Here is an 18,931-nt window from a genome sequence, read left to right on the forward strand (position 1 = left end):
CACAAACGAGTGTCTGTGACGATGACAAAACCATTCCTGGAAGTGCTCTCCGGCCACAGACAAGCGGTGCCGCCGATCTGGATGATGCGGCAAGCCGGGCGCTATCTGCCGGAATATCGCGAGTTGCGGGCAAAAGCCGGCAGCTTCCTCGATCTGTGTTTCACGCCGGAATATGCGGCCGAGGTCACGCTTCAGCCGATCCGCCGTTTCAACTTCGACGCCGCCATCATCTTTTCCGATATTCTCGTCATTCCCCATGCGCTCGGCCGCTCCGTGCGGTTTGAGGTTGGCGAAGGGCCGCGGCTCGATCCGCTGGATACGCCAGACAAGATCGCAACACTGGCACCGCGCGCCGATTTCACCAAATTGGAACCGGTGTTCGAGGCGCTACGTCGCGTCCGGCGCGAGCTCAACGACAAGACGGCGTTGATCGGTTTCTGCGGCGCGCCGTGGACCGTCGCGACCTACATGGTCGCAGGCCAGGGCACGCCGGATCAGGCGCCGGCGCGCATGCTGGCCTATCGTCATCCCGAGGCGTTCGAAAAGATCATCGACACGCTGGTCGAGAACTCCATTCCGTACCTCGTCGGCCAACTCAAGGCCGGCGCCGATGCCGTGCAGATTTTCGACACTTGGGCCGGGGTATTGCCTCCGCGGGAGTTCGCGCGCTGGTCGGTCGAGCCGACGCGCCGCATCGTCCAAGGCGTGCGTCAGCAAATTGCCGATGCGAAGATCATCGGCTTTCCCAGAGGCGCAGGCGCCCTGCTGCCAGGTTACGTGGAGACGACCGGTATCGATGGCGTCAGCATCGACTGGGCGGCGGAGCCCGCGCTGATCCGCGAGCGCGTGCAGAGTCGCATTGCGATTCAAGGCAACCTCGACCCGCTGGCGTTGATCACAGGCGGCGCTGCGCTTGATCGCGCCATCGACGATGTCCTGGAAAATTACGCGAGCGGGCGGCTGATCTTCAATCTCGGCCACGGAATCTTGCCGGAAACGCCGATCGCGCATGTCGAGCAGATGATCAAGCGCGTGCGCGCTTACAAAGGCTAGCGATCACTTCAGATCACTTGGGCCGGCTGCGCTCGATAATGTCGGCTGCGCCCTTTGCCAGCAACTCCAATCCGACCGCACGGCCGAGTTCGCGCGGCCGATCGGCGTGCCCCTGACGCGACACCTCGATGAAGCGCTTGCCGTCTTCGTCGAGCACCGACGCCGTCAACGACATCTGGTGCCCCGTGACGGTGGCAAATCCCGCAATCGGGGAATTGCAATGGCCGTTGAGCACCCATAGCACCTCGCGTTCGGCATCGGCGCAGCGGCGCGCGGCGAGGTCGTCGATTTTCGCGAGGATACTTCGCGTCGGCCAATCATCCGCGGAGCATTCCACCGCGACGATCCCCTGCCCCGCGGCCGGCAGCATTTCGGTGACCTGAAATTCGTAAGCGATGCGGTTCGCAAGGCCCACGCGTTCGAGGCCCGAGCGCGCCATGATCAGCGCATCCGCAGGTCCCACCGCGCCGCCATCGGCAAGCCGCTGTTTCTCCAGGCGGTCGAGCTTGCGCACCCGGGTATCGGCGGCGCCGCGATAGTGGATCACCTCGATCCCGGGGAAGAGCCGACGCGCATAGGCGGCGCGGCGCACCGCGTTGGTGCCGATCTTGAAGCCCTTGCCGTGCGAAGCTCTCAATTCGTCGAGCGAGAGTCCCGCCCGCAACACCAGCACGTCGGTCGCGGGATCGCGCGCCAGCGTGGCCCCGATCACAAGTCCCGGCGTGTCTTCATTGCCCGGCATGTCCTTGAGCGAATGCATCGCCGCCTGCAATTCGCCTGATCGGACCGCATTGCGGATTTCGGCGACAAAGGCTCCGCCCTTGCCGCCATGGGGCAACAGCTTGCCGGTCTGATCGGTATCGCCTGATGTTTCGAACTTGACGATCTCGACATCGATGCCGGGAACGGCGGCCGAAAGCTGCCGCGCAATGGCCTCGGTCTGGGCCAGGGCCATGGAGCTCTTGCGCGTGCCGATCCGCAGTCGCATTGAAGTCGTTCTCGCTGTCTCGCTGCCGCCGATGCAATAGCACCCGCCCGGTATCGTGACTAGTGGACCACCGCTAGCGTGCGTCCTGCAAGATCATGTCGGAGACTTTTTCGGCGATCATGATGACCGGCGCGTTGGTGTTGCCCGAGACGAGATCCGGCATCACGGAGGCATCGACCACGCGCAAGCCGTCGATCCCGCGCACGCGAAGCTTTTGGTCGACGACGGCGAGCGGATCGTTCCCCATCCGGCAGGTCGAGGTCGGATGATAGATGGTAGAGCCGCGGGCGCGGCAATAGGCCAGCAATGCCTCGTCACTCGTGATCTTGTCGCCGGGATCGACCTCCTCGACGGTGTAAGGCTTGAGCGCAGGCGCATGCAAAATCTTGCGCAGGATCTTCAGGCCCTCGACATTGGTGGTGCGGTCGACTTCACTGGCGAGATAATTGATCCGGATTTCCGGAGGCGCGGCCGGATCCGCGCTTCTGATCCTGATCGAACCGCGGCTCTCGGGCCGCAATTGACAGACCGATGCCGTGAAGCCGGAAAACGGATGCAGCTTTTCACCCATCTTGTCGGTCGAGAACGGCAGGAAGTGAATCTGGATATCGGGCGAGGCCAGTCTTGGATTGGTCCTGAAAAACGCGCCCGACGTGCCGGCGGCGATCGTTAGCGGTCCTGTGCGGAACGCGAAGTAGCGCAACCCGGTCATCATCTTGCGGACGGGGTTATTGACGATGTCGTTCAGCGTAATCGCCTGCGAACAGCGCATCACCACGCGAACCTGCAGATGATCCTGCAAGTCACTGCCGACGCCAGGCGCATCCAGCACAACATCAATGCCGTGCTGGCGCAACAGCTCCGATGGCCCGACGCCCGAAAGCTGCAACAGCTGCGGCGAGTTGAACGCGCCGCCCGAAACCAGAACTTCCTTGCGGGCGCGCGCGGTCCGCGGAACTCCCGCGGCGCGATAGGACACGCCGACGGCGCGGCGTCCTTCGAACAGAATTCGCTCGGCAAGCGCCGAAGTCTCGATGTGCAGGTTTTGCCGCGCCTTTGCCGGACGAAGATAGGCGACCGCCGCGCTTGCGCGCCGTCCATCCCTGGTCGTGGTCTGGAAGAAGCCCGCGCCTTCCTGCGTGGCGCCGTTGAAGTCATCATTTCGGGGGATGCCGGCCTGCACGGCGGCATCGACGAACGCCTCCGACAGCGGATCGGCGTGACGCCAGTCCGAGACCGGCAACGGCCCGCCGGCGCCGTGAAAGTCGTTGGCGCCGCGCGTCTGATCCTCGGCCTTCCTGAAATAAGGCAGTACGTCGTCGTAGCCCCAGCCGAGATTGCCGTGCTGGCGCCAGCGATCGTAGTCTTCGTGCTGGCCGCGGACATAGAGCAGCCCGTTGATCGAACTCGATCCACCCAGCACCTTGCCGCGCGGCTGAAACACGTTGCGTCCATTGAGCCCGGGCTCCGGCTCGGTCTGGTACATCCAGTTGACGGCTTTTTCCTTGAACAGCCGGCCATAGCCGAGCGGGATGTGAATCCAGAGATGCTTATCCTCCGGGCCGGCCTCGAGCAGCAGCACTGAAGACTTGCCGTCGGCCGTCAGGCGATTGGCAAGCACACATCCGGCCGAGCCCGCGCCGACAACGATGTAATCGAATTCGAGGTGGTCAGAGCCTGACGCAGTGTTGTTCATGTCTTTTTCTTCGCCAGATCCATGCGGGAAAGCGGACGAGGGAGGCGAAGGATAACTTCACTGGATCGTCAGTCAATCAACGAGCCATGCGACCGGTACGCACACTCCTAGCGATGCGCGAGGCACCGAATGCCTATTTGATCTGCACCATGCCCACCTGGTTGACGAGACTGTTGGCCATCACCGGGTTGCCGTCAGGCGTAACCGACATGTTGCGCACGATGTCCCCGCCGCCGGGAATGGCCCAGCTCTGGAATTTTTCCGTCGCCGGATCGAACCGAACGATGGTGTTGGGCTTGGCGTTGGATTCGCTGTACCAGACCGCTCCCTTGGTGAAGACCATGCCATAGGGTTCGGACTTCGGGCCGCTTGGCGATGGCCACTCCTTGACCGCACCAGTCGCCAGATCAAGCTTGCCGATATATCCACGCGCGAAATCGGCGTACCACACTGCGCCATCGGGGCCGATCGCCAGTCGCCGCGGCCGGGCGGCCGCATCGGGCAGCGTGTATTCCTTGATCGCCATCGAATCGGGATCGATGGTGGCAACCTTGTTGGTGCCGAACTCGACGAGCACGGGCACGCCTTGCGCGTTGATCACGAGCCCATAGGGGCGCGACTTCGGGGTCGGTGACGTCACGAGCTTGATGTTACCGGTAGCGGGATCGAGCCGACCGATCAGATTGGCCTGCTGCACCGTGAACCAGAGAATCCCCTTCTGATCGAAATTGAGGGTGTGCGGATCCTTCGCGTTCGGGTCAGGCAGCCGATATTCGGTGACGATCCCGGTCTTCGGATCGAGTTTGCCGATCAGTCCGGCAAGATTTCCCGTGAACCAGATGTTGCCCTCCTTGTCGTCGACGAGACCATGCGGACCGGTGAAAGGCGATTTCAGCGTATACTCGCTGATCGCACCGGTCTTCGGATTGACCCGGCCGAGCTTATTGGCCAGTTGGGCCGCCCACCAAACCGAGCCATCGCGGGCGCCGAGTGGATCGTGCGGACGCGCGCCTTGGGTCGGCACGTCCCACATCTTGATGTCGACCTTTGCGGGACCATCGATGATGACCGCTTCCGGACGCTTGCGCTCCGGAAAATTCTTCATGAGGTAGTCGGACACAGTGCCCCACTCCTCGGCGGGAACCGGTGCATCCATATTCTGCATCATGCGCACGACAGTCAGCCAGCCCTCGGGGGTATAGCCGCCGCGAACACGGTTGATGTCATGACAGTTGTTGCAGGTGTCGACAAACCGTTGCTTGCCCGGGCCCTCCGGCCATTCCTTTGCGGTGTATTGCGCGTGCGCGGCCGACGATGCGAGCACAACCGTTGCGGACAGAAGGATAACCAGTTTGGCATGCGCCATCATGTTCGACTTCTCCCATTGCCCGCTTCAGCCGGGCGTCTTGATTAATTGAAACCAGCTAAGCCTCAGGCTATTCAGCCCGTCAAGCGCGGCCAATGGCGTTATAGCTGCGGGCCGTCGACGGCGGCATTCGAATTCGACCATGTGAAATTCGGACCGATTTGCGTCAGCGTGAACCATGCGCGGACTTGGGTGCAGGCTCGACCGCAGCGTACCAGTCGGCCAACTGGCTGCCGGTAAAGAAACCGACATCGGCTGAAGCGCTTAGCAGATCCAGCATGCGATCGAGCTCATGGATGCGATGCGGCACCGATATCAGATGCGGGTGCAAGCCGATGGCGAGCACGATCGCGCTGTCGCGGCATTCAGTTTCGAAGCGACGCAGCGTGAATTCCAGACGCCTCGCCATCTCGCCGGTCGCGTGCCGCTCGATCGCGTAGATGATGGAGTCGTTGACTTCAAGGTTGTACGGCATCGCAATCAAGTGGCCCGAAGTTGTCCCCATCCATGATGGCCGGTCATCGACGACCCAATCGCAAACGTAATCGACGCCCTGGCGCTTGAGGATGTCAGGCGTGTCGACGGTCTCGCGAAGACCTGGCGACAGCCAGCCGCGCGGACGCCGCCCGGTAAAGTCGGCGATCTTGTCGAGGCTCGCCGCGATGACCGCCCCCTCGCCGCCTTCGACATGGTTGATCGCCTTCTGGTGCATGCCGTGGCCGATGAATTCCCAGCCCGCATCGCGCATCGCCTTGGACGCTTCCGGATAGGCATCGATCACACCGGCATTGAAGCTCGTGGAAGCCGGCAAGCCACGCGATGCAAATGCTTTCAGGATGCGGGGAAGCCCGGCGCGCATGCCGTAATCGGCCCAGGAAAAATTCGGCACGTCGGGCACGGTCTCGCGGCCATGCGGCGGCGTGACGATCGTACGCGGCATCGGCTGGTCGAATTGCCAGTTCTCCACGTTGACGACGAGATGCACGAGAATTCGTTTGCCGGCGAGCGGCGGCAACGGCGCGCGCGCCGACGACAACACATAGGGAATGCGCGGATTTGCCATCCATACCTCAAACGGGAGCGGCGCTGACCTTCATGTCGGACATGATGCGCGCTTTGTAAGCCACGAATTCCGCGCTGGTGAGGCTCGCGATCGAACGCGGACGCGGCAGCGTGATCGGAATGGTGCGGATGATCCGGCCGGGCCGCGCCGACATCACGCAGATCCGGTCCGACAGCAGGATCGCCTCATCGATATCGTGGGTGACAAACAACACCGTCGTGCCGAGCGATTGCCAGACGTCGAGCAGCAATTGCTGCATCGACAATCGCGTCTGCGCATCGAGCGCGCCGAACGGCTCGTCCATCAGGAGCGCTTTCGGCGACATCGCCAGCACCCGTGCAATGCCGACGCGCTGGCGCATGCCGCCGGACAATTGCACCGGTAACGCATCGGCAAAGGATTCCAGGCCCACCACCTTCAGCAGGTTGCGCGCTTTGGATTCGTAGTCGGCGCGCGAGACGCCCTGAACCTGCGGCCCGAAAATCACGTTTTGCCACACGGTGAGCCAGGGAAAGAGTGCTGCTTCCTGAAACACCACGCCGCGGTCCGGCCCCGGCCGCGTCACGGTCTTGCCGTCGAACAACAACGTGCCTTCGGTCGTTTTCTCGAAGCCCGCGAGCAAATTGAGCAGGGTTGATTTTCCGCAGCCGGAAGGTCCAAGCAGCGCGACGAACTCGCCCTCGCCGATCGCGAGATTGATGCCGTCGAGCGCGCGGACTTCGGACTGGCCGGAGAAGGTTTTCGATACGCTTTCGAACGCAATCGTGCCCATCGTTACACCATCACGACTGGAATGATTGCAGGCGCCGCCATGCCAGCACCCATTTCTCGATGCCAAGAATGACGCGATCGCTGATCAGGCCGAGCAGACCGATGGTCGCCATGTCGGCAATCACGACATCCATTCGCCCGACATAATAGGCGTCCCACAGCACGTAGCCGAGACCGGATTTCACCGCGACCATTTCGGCGACGATGACCGCGGTCCAGGCGATGCCGAGCCCGATCCTAAGGCCTGTAAAGATCGACGGCAGCGAAGCCGGCAACACCACACGCCGCAGAATGGTCCATCTTCCCGCGCCCATCATCATCGCGGCACGGACGAGATTGCGCTCGATGTCGCGCGCGCCCTGCGCGGTATTGACCACGATCGGATAGAACGCGCCGAGCGCGATCAAGAACACTGCGCCCATGTCACGGATACCGAACACGGCGATCGAAAACGGCAACCATGCCGTAATCGGAATCGGGCGCAGCAGTTGCACGGTCGGATCGAGCGCGCCGGATGCGATCCGGTTCCAGCCGATCGCAAGCCCGACCGGCACCGCGACCAGGATCGCGGCGAGAAACCCCTTGCCGACCCGCTCGGCGGAGAACAGCAGATTGGTCAGCCAGGTCCCGCTATAGGGGTTGAGGCTCAGTCCGCTGTTCGAACCGAACGCCCACACCTTCCACGCCTGCCAGACCCGATCCGGCGTCGGCAGCACCCCGCCGAACAGCGAACCGCCGTTGCCTGCCCATTGCCAGAGCAGGATCACCAACACCGGAAGAATGATGGCGAGCAGGATTTGCCTCAAGCTTCTGCGGCCGGCAGGCGACAGCATCAACCGGCTCGAGGCAGACGATGCCGACCGTGAAGCCATCGGTCCGGTCGAGATCGACATCCGCAAAAATCCTTAAAAGCCCCGCGCAGCGTTGCCGCTGCCGTTACCTGCCCAAAGCCTTGTCGACGAACGAGCCATCCCAATGCGCATCGATCTCGCCCGAAACGTCCTTCTGGATCACGCCAAGATCGGCAAAGCCCTTGGCTTGACGCTTGATCTGATCGGGAGAAATGACCTCGCCGAGCTTGATGATCTTCGCGGCCTGCGCCGAGACATCTGGCGCGAGCCCGGTCAGCTTCGCATAGGCATCACCAAAGGCTGCGGGCGATTTGGTGAGTTCCTCTTCCTTGGCGAGGTAAGCCCAGACGAAGCGCTCGAGCGCGCCGCGCTTGCCGTCGATCGCCTGCTTGGTGGCCATGAACATGCCAAGCTCGGCGCCGACGGCTTTCGATGAGCCGTATTCGAGGTCCTTGGCGAAATATCCGTAGCCTTCCATCACCGGGATCGACTCAAACGGCTCCCAGGTCACGAGACCATCGACCTCGCCCTTTTTCAGAGCCTGGTCGAAATTGGCGCCGCCGCCCTGAATGTTGATGGCCTCGAAGCTGTTATAGGGAACGTTGTTTTCGACCAGCGTCGCGGCAAACTGAAACCAGACCGCCGAGCCCGGTGCGATCGCGATCTTCTTGCCTTTCAGGTCAGCCCAGTTGTCGAACTTCACGCCGTTGCGGCCGATCACATATTTGGGCGAGGAGCCGACCCCCATCAGCCCGACCACATTGGTCGAGCCCTGCGCCAGCGAGATCGCGAGATCGGCGGGCCCGACAGAAGCGACATCGAGAGAGCCCGCCAGCAGCGCCGTCCGCGCATCGGCATAGCGGACGAACTCGACCAGCTTGAGAGTGACGCCGAGCTTCTTCAATTCGTCGGCGACCAGAATGATGGGCGCCAGATGGCCGACCTTCACATAGCCGACGGTCAGTTCGACCGGCGGCGTCAATGGTGCCGGCTCGGGGCTGACGGCTTTCGCCGCCGTGGACAGTGATCCGATCGCCGCAACGGCGAACAAGAGCCCAGCAATCTGCTTCAATATCCGCACGATCTGCCTCCGTTTCGATCAGCCGTCGATCAAGCCATGGCCGCGACGTCACAAGCCGCAAATACAAGCAAAGACTGCACCAGATCACGTCTGTTGTGCAACGAGGCCAAACTCCGCTGGAAACTCATATTTGCGAGTGGCCCCATGATTCCAACATTCGCAAAGGTACCAGTTGAGAAGGGGTGCGAATGTTAGAATCGACGGACCACTAGCAAATATAGGATTCTGGTGAAGTTTAGGATTTGACATTCGCTTGGCGAGCCCGCGGCCAGGTAGGTAGCGAATGTCAAATCCACTTCACTAGCGCATCATGGCTCGCCGGCAATGTCGGAGGCGACAGCTGTCGGCACGCGCCCGTGCCAGTCGGTGCGTTCCTGCAACCCGATGGCAACCTGAAGCAACATGCCTTCGCTTCCCGGCCGTCCGATCAGCTGCAGACCGACTGGCATGCCGGTGCTGTCGAAGCCCGCGGGAACCGCCAAGGCAGGCAGGCCAAGATAATTGACAAAGCGCGTAAAACGGCTGAGCGCGTACAGCACGCGCGGATTGAAACGAGCGGACGCTGGATCGACCTCGCTCACGACAGGCGTTCTGATCGGCATGACCGGTAAGACGGCAACCTGATCCTCGCCCAGGCCGCACAAGATAAATTGATCGCGAAGCGCATCACGCGCGGCGATCGCGGCTGCAAGCTCGCTATCGGTAATCACGAGACCTTTGCTGATCCGCTTGCGCAACATGGCATCGATCGCAGGATCGTCAGCGCGCGCGCGATGCTCACGCGCGGCTTCCGCCAGCAGGACCGTGAGGGCATGAAGGTCGGCTTCCTCGGAGAAGCCATCGGTCTCCTCGATCCGCATGCCGCCCTCCGCCAGCACGCTCACGGCGCCACGGCAAACGCCGGCGATCTCGGCGTCGCTGGCCTCGAACGCATCCCGCAACAGGACCGCTCGCGGAAGATTCTCGATATTGGTGACCGGATCGCCCGAGACAACGGGCCACAGCAGCGCGAGATCCGCAGCGCTTCGCGCGAAAATTCCAAAGGTGTCGAGGCTCGGCGCCAATGCCATCGCGCCATCCAGCGGGATCTTGCCGTGGCCCGGCTTGAGCGCTGTGATGCCGCAGCAATGCGCGGGGATGCGCACCGAACCGCCGGTGTCCGAACCAAGCGCGGCAAAGCAGCAGCCGGCCGCGACCAGAATGGCGGAGCCGGTCGATGAGCCGCCGGGGATCGCGTCGAACCGCCAAGGATTGAGCGCGCGGCGTCGCGCCATGCCCGAAGGCTCGTAGGCCAGTTCCGTCATCGTCGACGCGCCGATGAGGCTCGCACCCGCCAGATCGAGACGATCGATCACCGAAGCGCGGGGCAGCGCCGGTGCTTGCGGCGCGGAACATCCCCAGGAAGGCCGGCTGCGTCCGGTCGCAAACATGTCCTTGGCGACATAAGGCAGACCCGCGAGCGGCCCCTCACGCACCGGCTCGGCGTGATAGATGTGTTCGACCGCGTGCAGCACGCGGCCGAGATGAGCCAATCGCCGGCGGCATTGTTCGAGGGCCGCCATCCGGCCAAGCTCGGAAAGCGAACTCCAGTCCGGCAGCCGAGCAGCCGATGTGGACGAAGCCGATATGGACGGCAATGTCATGGTTTCGGGCCCATCCCCTTCGTGCGCGCTTCTTGGAACTCCCGATATATGAGAGCGTCAATTGTCTGATACCGTGGCGCGCTGAACATTCGATAGCACGAGGCCCGTCGAGGCGTGAAGTCGGACGATATGAATCTTCCTCACGACGGCTTGGCCCAACCGCAACGCGGCTGGGCCATCCTGACGATTGCGATCGGCCTGATCATGTCGGTCATGGACGGCGCGATTGCCAACGTGGCGCTGCCGACGATTGCGCGCGACCTGCATGCGAGCCCCGCTTTTTCGATCTGGATCGTCAACGGTTATCAGCTTGCGATCACGATCTCGCTGCTGCCACTGGCCTCGCTTGGCGAAATCGTCGGCTACCGCCGCGTCTATATTGCGGGGCTGCTGCTGTTCACGATCGCCTCGCTGTTTTGCGTAGCTGCAAACACGCTGACGCTATTGACGATCGCGCGCATTTTGCAGGGGTTCGGCGCCGCCGGCATCATGAGCGTCAATATGGCGCTGGTCCGGCACACCTATCCGCGCGCGATGCTCGGTCGCGGGATCGGCATCAACGCCATGGTGGTCGCGGTTTCCGCCGCCGCTGGACCTACGATTGCTGCCGGCATTCTCGCGGTCGGGCCGTGGCCGTATTTGTTTGCGATCAACATTCCGCTCGGTCTCGTCGCGCTCGTCCTCGGCATCAAATATCTGCCGCACACTAGGCCGGCAGGCCACGACTTCGACTGGAAAAGCGCGGTGCTCAGCGCCCTGACCTTTGGTTTGGGACTGGCTGCAATCGACAGCATCGGCCACGGCGAAGACGCCGCCATTGCGCTTGGCGAGTTCGGCGGCGCTGTCATCGCGGGCGTTCTTCTGGTGCGTGAACAGAAACACATGGCTTCGCCGCTGCTCCCGCTCGACCTGCTGCGCATTCCGATTTTTGCGCTCTCGATTGCGACCTCGATCGCTTCGTTCTGCGGGCAGATGCTGGCCTTCGTGGCGCTGCCCTTCTATCTCGAAAGCCGGTTCGGCTATTCGGACGTCGAGATCGGACTTCTGATCACGCCATGGCCGATTGCGGTTGCCTTTGCCGCACCGCTGGCAGGACGTCTGGTCGAACACTATCCGGCCGGGCTTCTCGGCGGCATTGGACTGCTGTTGTTCGCGCTCGGGCTCGGCGCGCTCGCGATGCTGCCGACGCATCCTTCCCTGTTCGACGTGACCTGGCGGATGGCGCTCGCCGGTGCAGGGTTCGGCCTGTTCCAGACTCCGAACAACCGCACCATGATCGCGGCCGCCCCGCGCGAGCGAAGTGGCGGCGCCAGCGGCATGCTCGGCACCGCGCGCCTGCTCGGACAGACCATCGGCGCCGCGCTGGTATCGCTGTTCATCGCGCGCTTTGCGCTCGACGGCGCCCGGATCGCACTGTTCGCCGCAGTCGGGTTTGCCATCGCGGGCGCCATCGTGAGCACGCTCCGGCTGTCGCAGGCCGGCGCACGGGGCGCCGAATATGTGCGGGTCAAGGAGGACCAGCGGATGAAGGGCGAATAGGCCGGCTTTTGCGGCCAGGTGAGCCGCGTATAATTTTATAAACCAGTCTCAAATTTTGTTGCTGGCGCGCCTCGTGCGCGATATAGACAATCGCTTTCTTCGCGTCTCGAAAAGGAAAGCACCATGGGCGAGCTCCACGACTGGCTGTCGCAGCAACATCACGGGCTGAAGACCTACAAGGCCTTCCGACAGACCCTGATCGACCGCGTGTCTTCCGACGCCCAACACCGCGCGCTTTACCGTCTGCTCGCCGGACTGACCGAAGAGTATATCGCGCGCTATGACGCTGAGGCCGTCCCGGTCGAGGTCGCCGATCAGACCTACCGACATATGCTGGAGATCGTCGCCACGGCGGAAAAGGCACTGACCGCGTCAGCGCAGCAGCAGATTCAGATTTTGAATGAACTCGCCGCCGCCAAGCTCGTGTGACGCTTTAACGCCGCTCATTCAATCTTGGACCTGAGGTCCTTGGCCCACATTCCGGCGCCGCAGCCGGCCTCGCCCGCTTCCGCGGATTCGTAGAAAATCCTTGCATAAACAGGGATTTCGCGATAGAAGTGGTTGTTTCTTCTCGAGCTTCCGACGAGGAAACAACATGGTTGAGTTACATAGCTGGCTGTCGCATCAGCACCCCGGTCTCAAGACCTACGTCGCGCTTCAGCAAAAGACGAACGAACTGGCGCAGTCCGATGCGGAGCACCGCGCGGTCTACAAGCTGCTGTCCTCGATCCCTTCATCGCCTCGTTTGACGAGGAGCCGCTTCCGGCCGGCGTCGCCGAGACCACCTTCCAGCGGCTGCTCGCCGTCGTGCGCGACGCCGACAACGCCATCTCGCTGGCTCCGGATCAACAGATCGATGCGCTCAACAAGATCGCGTCCGTCGACCTCCTCTGAGCGCATTCACTGCCTGCGGCAGTTTTCAGTTGATCCCGCCGTAGGCAGCGAATTAGCGCTTCCCTGAGCGCCGAAAATCATGTACGCCTCTGTCTCAAATATGAGACGAAACCAGACAGAGGCAAAAATGAGCGCGACCAGCAACCGCTTTGCCGAAATCGGTGAAAGGCTCCGTGCCTACCGGATGGGGCGCGGGCTCGCGGCGGAGCAGGTCGCCGAACGCCTCGGGGTGTCGCGCGCCGCGGTTTACCGGATCGAGGCCGGCGAGGTCGTCAAGATCGAGACGCTCGATCGGCTCGCCGGCGTGCTCGAAACCTCCATCGGCTCCCTGCTCGGCCTCGGCGTCGAATACTACGCCAACGCCATCAGCTATTTCGAACGGATGCGGCAGATCGAGGAGAAGTCCGAGCAGGTCATCGCGCACTTCCCGCCGCTCTCCTACCTTCTGACCTCGGACGATTACGGCCGCCAGCTCAAGCAAACGCTGATCGAAGCCGCTCCGTCTTATGCCGAAGACGGCAAGGACTACGAGGCCGAGATCGACACCATCATCGCGGTGCTCGACGAGCGCAAAAACGCCCGCGACCGCCGGCACCTCAGCGTGGTCAATTTCGTCAACATGCCGGAGATCGAGCGCTGGTTGAAACTCGGCCTGGTCGGACGCTTCGACTTAGCCCCGAATGAAATCGTCGAACGGCGTCTCGCCGCGCGCGCCGAGGTCGAGCATTTGATCAAATTGATCGAGCAGGAACCGATGGGCATCCAGATCGGCCTGATCGAAGAGCCGCTGCCGAACATCACGTTCCAGCTGTTCCGTACCTCCGAGCGCACGCTTCTGGGCTTGAGCCCGTTCCGTCTCGGCGGAGAATTGCCGAACATCCGCACCGGCGTCGCCATGCTGACGGCGGACGAAGAACCCGTCCGTCTTTATGAGCAGCTGGTCGAGAAGTTGTGGCGGCGCGCCCATAAGGGACGCGAGGCCGCGCATCAATTGCGCATGATCCTGGAACGCTCGGCGATGCGGTCGCCGGCGCGAAAAGCATCTTGAGTTCGAGGGAAGGACCTTCCTCACCTCTCCCCGCCGGGGAGAGGTGAAAGATCTAACTTCTGGCCGAAAGCTTCGAACGGCCGCCATGCCGCGTCGACCAGGCGACCGGATCGGCGAGGAAACGTTCGACTTCGCTGCGATCCTGCACTGAGACGCTGTCGGCTGCCGGCGAGCGCAGGATATCGGCCCAGGTCGCGAGCGGATGCAACGACAAACCGGCTTGCGCCAGCCGCTCGGCCGCGCCGGGAAAGACGTCGTGATAGAAAACCGTCAGGACGTGCTCGACGTCAGCGCCCGCCGCGCGGAGTCCACGTGCGAAGTTGAGCTTGCTGCCGCCGTCGGTGGTGAGGTCGTCGACCAGCAGCACCCTCAGTCCATCGACATCGCCGCCTTCGACCTGCGCATTGCGGCCGATGCCGAGCGGACGCTTGCGCACGTATCGCATCTTCACATTCAGCCTGTCGGCAAGCCACGCCGCGAAGGGGATGCCCGCGGTCTCCGCACCCGCGACCGCATCGATCGAGGCTTGCGGCAACACCGCGCTCACATAGCGGACCGCGAGTTGCGTCACCGCCTGGCGCAGCGCGGGATCACCGAGAATGACGCGGACGTCGACATAGACCGGGCTCGCCCAGCCTGCCGCCAGAATAAACGGTTGCTGCCGGCTGACATGGATGGCGCCGCCCTCGAACAGCAGCCGCGCGACTTCGCCGCCGATCTCCTGCCGGATTGCTTGATCGCTCATGGCCTCACCTCTCCGACCGACCATGGCAGCGTTTGCCCGCCCTGAAACACCACGACTTCGGTGTCTTCGACGGCGACGGCGGCCATCACGGGAGACTCGCGCCGCTCCAGCGTAATCGCGCCGCTGTTGAGTTCGAGACCGTAGAACTTAGCGCCGTCGACGGAGGCAAAGCTCTCGAAGCGATCGAGCGCGCCCTCCTCGTCGAATACCTGCACATAGGTCTGCAACGCGGTGGCGCCACCGAACACGCCGGCCGAGCAGCATTCCGCTTCCTTGGCGGTGCGGCGATGCGGCGCGGTATCGGTGCCGATGAAGAAGCAGGCGTCGCCCGACGTCACTGCTTTCCGCAAAGCGAGGCGATGGTGCTCGCGCTTGGCGACCGGCAGACAATAAAGGTGCGGACGCAGGCCGCCCTGAAACAGTGACGTGCGATTGATCACGAGGTGATGTGGCGTGATCGTTCCGGCCGTATTTGAGCGATGGGCGCGCACGATATCGACGGTCTCCGCCGTCGTGACGTGCTCGATCACGACTTTCAGGCCCTCATGACGCTTTCGCATCGGCAACAGGCTCTGTTCCATGAACACGGCTTCGCGGTCGAAAATATCCACGGCCGGATCGGTCGCTTCGCCATGGATCAAGACCGGCATGCCGATCTTTTCCATCCGCTCCAGCACCGGCGCGAGCGCCGGAATGCTGGTCACGCCGTGATGCGCGTTGGTGGTGGCGCCGGCGGGATAGAGTTTTGCCGCGACCCAGACGTGATCTCTGAATCCTCTCTCGATCTCATCCGCTGAGGTCGCGTCGGTGAGATAACATGTCATCAGCGGCTGGAAGTCGGATGTCGCGGCGCGCGCCGCCAAAATCCGCTCGCGATAGGCTTTTGCCGCCGCAACTGATGTCACCGGCGGCACCAGATTGGGCATGATGATGCCGCGCGCGAATTGCGCTGAAGTGAACGGGAGCACCGCCGTAAGCATCGCGCCATCGCGCAAGTGAACGTGAAAATCATCGGGCCTGCGGATCGTGATGCTGTCGACCCGTTTGGGTGCAGCCTTGTTGAACAGTTCAGTCACGCTCATTGGACGGCCTCTTCGATCGCAGCCCGCATTACCGCGATTCCCGCGACAAAATCATCCAGATTCATCGCCTCTTTCGGGTTATGCGAGCCATTTTCGTTGCGGACGAATACCATGGCGCTGGGAACTCCGGCATTGGCAAATACCGCCGCGTCATGCCCGGCCCCGCTTGGTATCTCTTCGTCCGGCAGACCGAGCCCCTGCGCCGCCTGCCGCAGCCGCCGTACCCACTCACCATCCATCGTCGCGGGTGCCGACTCCAGCCGGCGGTCGAAAGAGAATTCCACACCACGCTCTTCGGCGATCAGATTGCATTCGGAACGGAACAGGTCGTAGAAGCCTTCGAGCGTCTCCTTGCTCTGGCTGCGCACCTCGAAGCTGAACGACACCTTGCCGGGAATGCGCGCGATCGCGTGTTCGGCCGGATCGGTGCCGAAAACACCCGAGGTCACGACCACGTCGCGCCCGCGTTCCAGCAGCGTACGCCAATGACGATCGAGGTGCATCATCAATTCGGCCACCGCAAACACGGCGTCGTGCCGCAGCCAGCGCGGCACCGCGCCGGAGTGTCCGGCCTCGCCAATGCATTCGACCGTCCGATGCCGTACATTGCCTCTGATGCCGGTGACGATGCCGACCGGTAGGTCGCGCGCCATCAGCACCGGGCCTTGCTCGATATGCAGCTCGACCCAGGCCGCAACGCGTTTGGCGTCGAGCAGCGGCTCGCCTTTTTCGATGCGCGCGACATCGGCGCCGACATCGCGCATGCAATCGCCAAGCGTGCGGCCGTCGCGGTCCCTCACCTTCAAATCTTCCGCGGTGAGTTTTCCGAACAGCGCCAGCGACCCCATATAGGCCTTGCCGAAGCGTGAACTCTCTTCGCCGCGCAGGCCAAACAGTTTTAGGGTGCGCCGGGGCACAACCTTGTCGCGCTTCAGACGCGCGAGCACGGCAAGGCCCGCGACGACGCCGGCCGCGCCATCGAAATTGCCACCCTGCGGGACCGAATCCAGATGCGAGCCGCAAGCCAAAAACGGCAGGTCCGGTTCGCTGCCGGCAAGTGTCACGACCAGATTGGCGCCTGCATCGCGGCTGGTCTCGAGGCCGAATTCACGCGCCTTGGCCTCGACGATATCCAGCGCCCTTGACTCACGCCCGCTGTAGCTTTCGCGTGTGATGCCGACGTCGTCGAACGACGCCTCGCGAAGCGCGTCAAACAACTCAGCGGCGAGCGCACGGTCCTGCGCATCGCCGGTGAAGACGTTGCGGTGTTGGGTCTCCTGCATCGTCATGTCGGCGGACTGAGCCAGGCGAGATCCTGATCGTCAGCCTCCTCGATCACGACGCCATGAACGAGATCGGTCACGCTCTTGATCTCGCGTTGCAGGCAAAACATCTCGATGCCGTCGATGATGCTGACCATCGCCGCCGGTTGCAGGAAGGTCGCCGTTCCGACCTGCACGGCCGTGGCGCCGGCGAGCATGTATTCGATTGCATCTTCGGCCGACGAAATTCCGCCGCAGCCGATGATTGGAATCTTGACCGCCTTGGCGCATTGAAACACCTGCCGCACGACGATCGGCTTGATCGCGGGGCCCGACAGGCCACCCATGATGTTGCCAAGGCACGGCTTGAAACTCTTCAGGTCGATCGCCATCGACAAGAACGTATTGGCGACGACGACCGCATCCGCCCCCGCGCCCTCCGCCGCCTTCGCGACTTCGGCAATGTCGCCCGTGTTCGGCGTGAGCTTGACCCAGAGCGGGAGCTTGGTCGCGGCGCGCAACTGCCGCGTGACTTTTTCAGCCGACTCCGCGCGCATCGCAAAGGCCTTGCCGTCCTCCTCGATGTTCGGACAGGAGATATTGGCCTCGATCGCCGAGACTCCCGGCAACGACAATTCGGACGCAAGACCGGCGAACCCCTCCGCCGTCGGCGCCGAAATACTGACGACCAGCGGCGGTTCATAGGCCACATATTGCGGAATGATTTTCTCGATGAAATGCGGCACGCCCTTGGAGGGAATTCCGATGGCGTTGATCAGGCTGCCCGGCCGCTCGACTACGCGCGGCAAGGGATTGCCTGCGCGCAACTCCCGCGTGACCGTCTTGGTCACGAAGGCGCCAAGACGGTTGAAGTCGATCACCTTGTCGAGGCCTTCTGCGAAGGTGCCCGATGCCGGCATCACCGGGTTGCGCAGTATGACGCCGCCGACATTGACGGAGAGATCGATTGAAAACGGCTTGATCATGGCAGCGCCTCCAACAGATCGAACACGGGCCCATCCCAGCAGACCCTGCGGTTGACGATTTCGCCGCCGACATTGAAGTCGCGGACGCAGCAGTAACAAAGCCCGATGCCGCAGGCCATTTGCTGCTCCATCGCCACCTGGCCCGGAAGGCCGAACTCGATGGCCAGCCGCTGTTGCACCCGCATCAGCCGGCTCGATCCGCAGGTGAAGAAGGCATCGCATTTTCCTGCCGCGATCAGGCCGCGGAGGATGCGTTCGACATTGCCGGGTCCGCTGGTCTGTTCCGAGTCCGTGACCGGCACGACGTCGGCGCCGTTGCTCTTGAAGAGATCGACCGACACCAGCAATTCGGGCCGTCGCGCGCTGAAAATCGCGGTGACCTTGGTGCCACTCGCTTTGGCAGCTTTCGCGAGTGGCGCGAGGGTGGCCAGGCCGGCGCCGCGCCCCACCGCCACGATGTGCCGCCATCTGGAATCGAGCGTGAAGCCGACCCCGAGCGGTCCCATGATGTCGAGCGTGCCGCCAGGCGGGATCAAATCCAGCCCGCGCGTTCCCGCACCCGTCACCTTGTACAGGAACTCGACCTGGCGCTTTACGGGATCGGCGCCGTAGAGGCTCATCGGACGCCGCAGGAACGGCTGTTCACCGGCCGGGTGCGGACAGAGCAATTGAAAAAATTGCCCGGGCTGCGCCGCGGCGGCGATCTCGCTGCAATCAACGACGAGATGACGATACTCGGCGTTGACCGCGGTGTTGGCGGCGACCCTGGCGACCTCGGCAACGATGCTGGGCTTCCAGGGCGCGCGGGATGCAGGCGGCGTTACCGCCGGCTGCATCGGCACAGTTGGGTGATCGAGCGACAT

At 62.9% G+C, this 18,931-nt stretch carries 18 protein-coding genes; 4 read left to right on the forward strand and 14 right to left on the reverse strand.

Annotated elements, in window-relative coordinates:
- The first annotated feature begins 21 nt into the window (after positions 1-21).
- Complete coding sequence (gene hemE / locus BUA38_RS05540) at positions 22-1,053, forward strand: uroporphyrinogen decarboxylase (protein ID WP_072817063.1); 1,032 nt, start codon at positions 22-24, stop codon at positions 1,051-1,053.
- A gap of 13 nt (positions 1,054-1,066) precedes the next feature.
- On the opposite strand, the gene hemC is transcribed toward hemE, so the two are convergent.
- The 8 genes from hemC to BUA38_RS05580 all read right to left on the reverse strand — a co-directional run bounded on the left by hemC (position 1,067) and on the right by BUA38_RS05580 (position 10,512).
- Positions 1,067-2,041 carry a hydroxymethylbilane synthase gene (hemC, locus tag BUA38_RS05545; RefSeq protein WP_072817064.1) on the reverse strand — a complete coding sequence of 325 codons (975 nt, stop codon included), beginning with the start codon at positions 2,039-2,041 and terminating at the stop codon, positions 1,067-1,069.
- Between the two features lie 73 nt (positions 2,042-2,114).
- Complete coding sequence (locus BUA38_RS05550; protein WP_072817065.1) at positions 2,115-3,737, reverse strand: GMC family oxidoreductase; 1,623 nt, start codon at positions 3,735-3,737, stop codon at positions 2,115-2,117.
- Positions 3,738-3,870: 133 nt separating this feature from the next.
- A complete protein-coding gene (locus BUA38_RS05555) occupies positions 3,871-5,106 on the reverse strand; it encodes a virginiamycin B lyase family protein (protein WP_083587469.1) in 1,236 nt (411 codons plus the stop codon).
- 163 nt (positions 5,107-5,269) lie between these two features.
- Complete coding sequence (locus tag BUA38_RS05560; protein WP_072817066.1) at positions 5,270-6,166, reverse strand: polysaccharide deacetylase family protein; 897 nt, start codon at positions 6,164-6,166, stop codon at positions 5,270-5,272.
- 7 nt (positions 6,167-6,173) lie between these two features.
- A complete protein-coding gene (locus tag BUA38_RS05565; protein ID WP_072817067.1) occupies positions 6,174-6,938 on the reverse strand; it encodes an ABC transporter ATP-binding protein in 765 nt (254 codons plus the stop codon).
- Positions 6,939-6,948: 10 nt separating this feature from the next.
- Entirely contained in the window at positions 6,949-7,830 is an 882-nt protein-coding gene (locus tag BUA38_RS05570) for an ABC transporter permease (protein ID WP_197685914.1), read from the reverse strand.
- A gap of 43 nt (positions 7,831-7,873) precedes the next feature.
- Positions 7,874-8,869, reverse strand: coding sequence for an ABC transporter substrate-binding protein (locus BUA38_RS05575; protein WP_197685915.1), 996 nt, complete (start codon positions 8,867-8,869; stop codon positions 7,874-7,876).
- Between the two features lie 308 nt (positions 8,870-9,177).
- Positions 9,178-10,512, reverse strand: coding sequence for an amidase (locus BUA38_RS05580; RefSeq protein ID WP_083587470.1), 1,335 nt, complete (start codon positions 10,510-10,512; stop codon positions 9,178-9,180).
- Between the two features lie 129 nt (positions 10,513-10,641).
- Here BUA38_RS05580 and BUA38_RS05585 point away from each other — a divergent pair, with 129 nt between their 5' ends.
- Both BUA38_RS05585 and BUA38_RS05590 read left to right on the forward strand, forming a co-directional pair.
- Complete coding sequence (locus BUA38_RS05585; RefSeq protein ID WP_072825854.1) at positions 10,642-12,051, forward strand: MFS transporter; 1,410 nt, start codon at positions 10,642-10,644, stop codon at positions 12,049-12,051.
- A 123-nt stretch (positions 12,052-12,174) separates the two neighbouring features.
- Positions 12,175-12,480, forward strand: coding sequence for a hypothetical protein (locus BUA38_RS05590; protein ID WP_072817069.1), 306 nt, complete (start codon positions 12,175-12,177; stop codon positions 12,478-12,480).
- Positions 12,481-12,759: 279 nt separating this feature from the next.
- Here BUA38_RS05590 and BUA38_RS36180 read toward each other — a convergent pair whose 3' ends face one another.
- Complete coding sequence (locus tag BUA38_RS36180) at positions 12,760-12,951, reverse strand: hypothetical protein (RefSeq protein ID WP_083587471.1); 192 nt, start codon at positions 12,949-12,951, stop codon at positions 12,760-12,762.
- 121 nt (positions 12,952-13,072) lie between these two features.
- On the opposite strand from BUA38_RS36180, the gene BUA38_RS05600 reads away from it, so the two are divergent.
- On the forward strand, positions 13,073-13,993 hold the full coding sequence (locus tag BUA38_RS05600) for a helix-turn-helix domain-containing protein (protein ID WP_072817070.1): 921 nt from the start codon (positions 13,073-13,075) through the stop codon (positions 13,991-13,993).
- 52 nt (positions 13,994-14,045) lie between these two features.
- Here BUA38_RS05600 and BUA38_RS05605 read toward each other — a convergent pair whose 3' ends face one another.
- Genes BUA38_RS05605 through BUA38_RS05625 form a run of 5 tightly spaced genes read right to left on the reverse strand, consistent with a single transcriptional unit; the run spans position 14,046 to position 18,931 of the window.
- Positions 14,046-14,738 carry an orotate phosphoribosyltransferase gene (locus BUA38_RS05605; protein ID WP_072817071.1) on the reverse strand — a complete coding sequence of 231 codons (693 nt, stop codon included), beginning with the start codon at positions 14,736-14,738 and terminating at the stop codon, positions 14,046-14,048.
- Positions 14,735-15,820, reverse strand: a complete 1,086-nt coding sequence (gene pyrC, locus BUA38_RS05610; RefSeq protein WP_072817072.1) for a dihydroorotase — start codon at positions 15,818-15,820, stop codon at positions 14,735-14,737. The genes BUA38_RS05605 and pyrC overlap by 4 nt, the downstream gene beginning before the upstream one ends.
- A complete protein-coding gene (locus BUA38_RS05615; RefSeq protein ID WP_072825855.1) occupies positions 15,817-17,103 on the reverse strand; it encodes a Zn-dependent hydrolase in 1,287 nt (428 codons plus the stop codon). Before BUA38_RS05615 ends, pyrC begins: the two co-directional genes overlap by 4 nt.
- A gap of 2 nt (positions 17,104-17,105) precedes the next feature.
- On the reverse strand, positions 17,106-18,068 hold the full coding sequence (locus tag BUA38_RS05620) for a dihydroorotate dehydrogenase (RefSeq protein ID WP_072817073.1): 963 nt from the start codon (positions 18,066-18,068) through the stop codon (positions 17,106-17,108).
- Complete coding sequence (locus tag BUA38_RS05625; RefSeq protein WP_083587472.1) at positions 18,065-18,931, reverse strand: dihydroorotate dehydrogenase electron transfer subunit; 867 nt, start codon at positions 18,929-18,931, stop codon at positions 18,065-18,067. The genes BUA38_RS05620 and BUA38_RS05625 overlap by 4 nt, the downstream gene beginning before the upstream one ends.

This window comes from Bradyrhizobium erythrophlei (genome assembly GCF_900142985.1).
In the GTDB taxonomy this organism is placed as follows: domain Bacteria; phylum Pseudomonadota; class Alphaproteobacteria; order Rhizobiales; family Xanthobacteraceae; genus Bradyrhizobium; species Bradyrhizobium erythrophlei_B.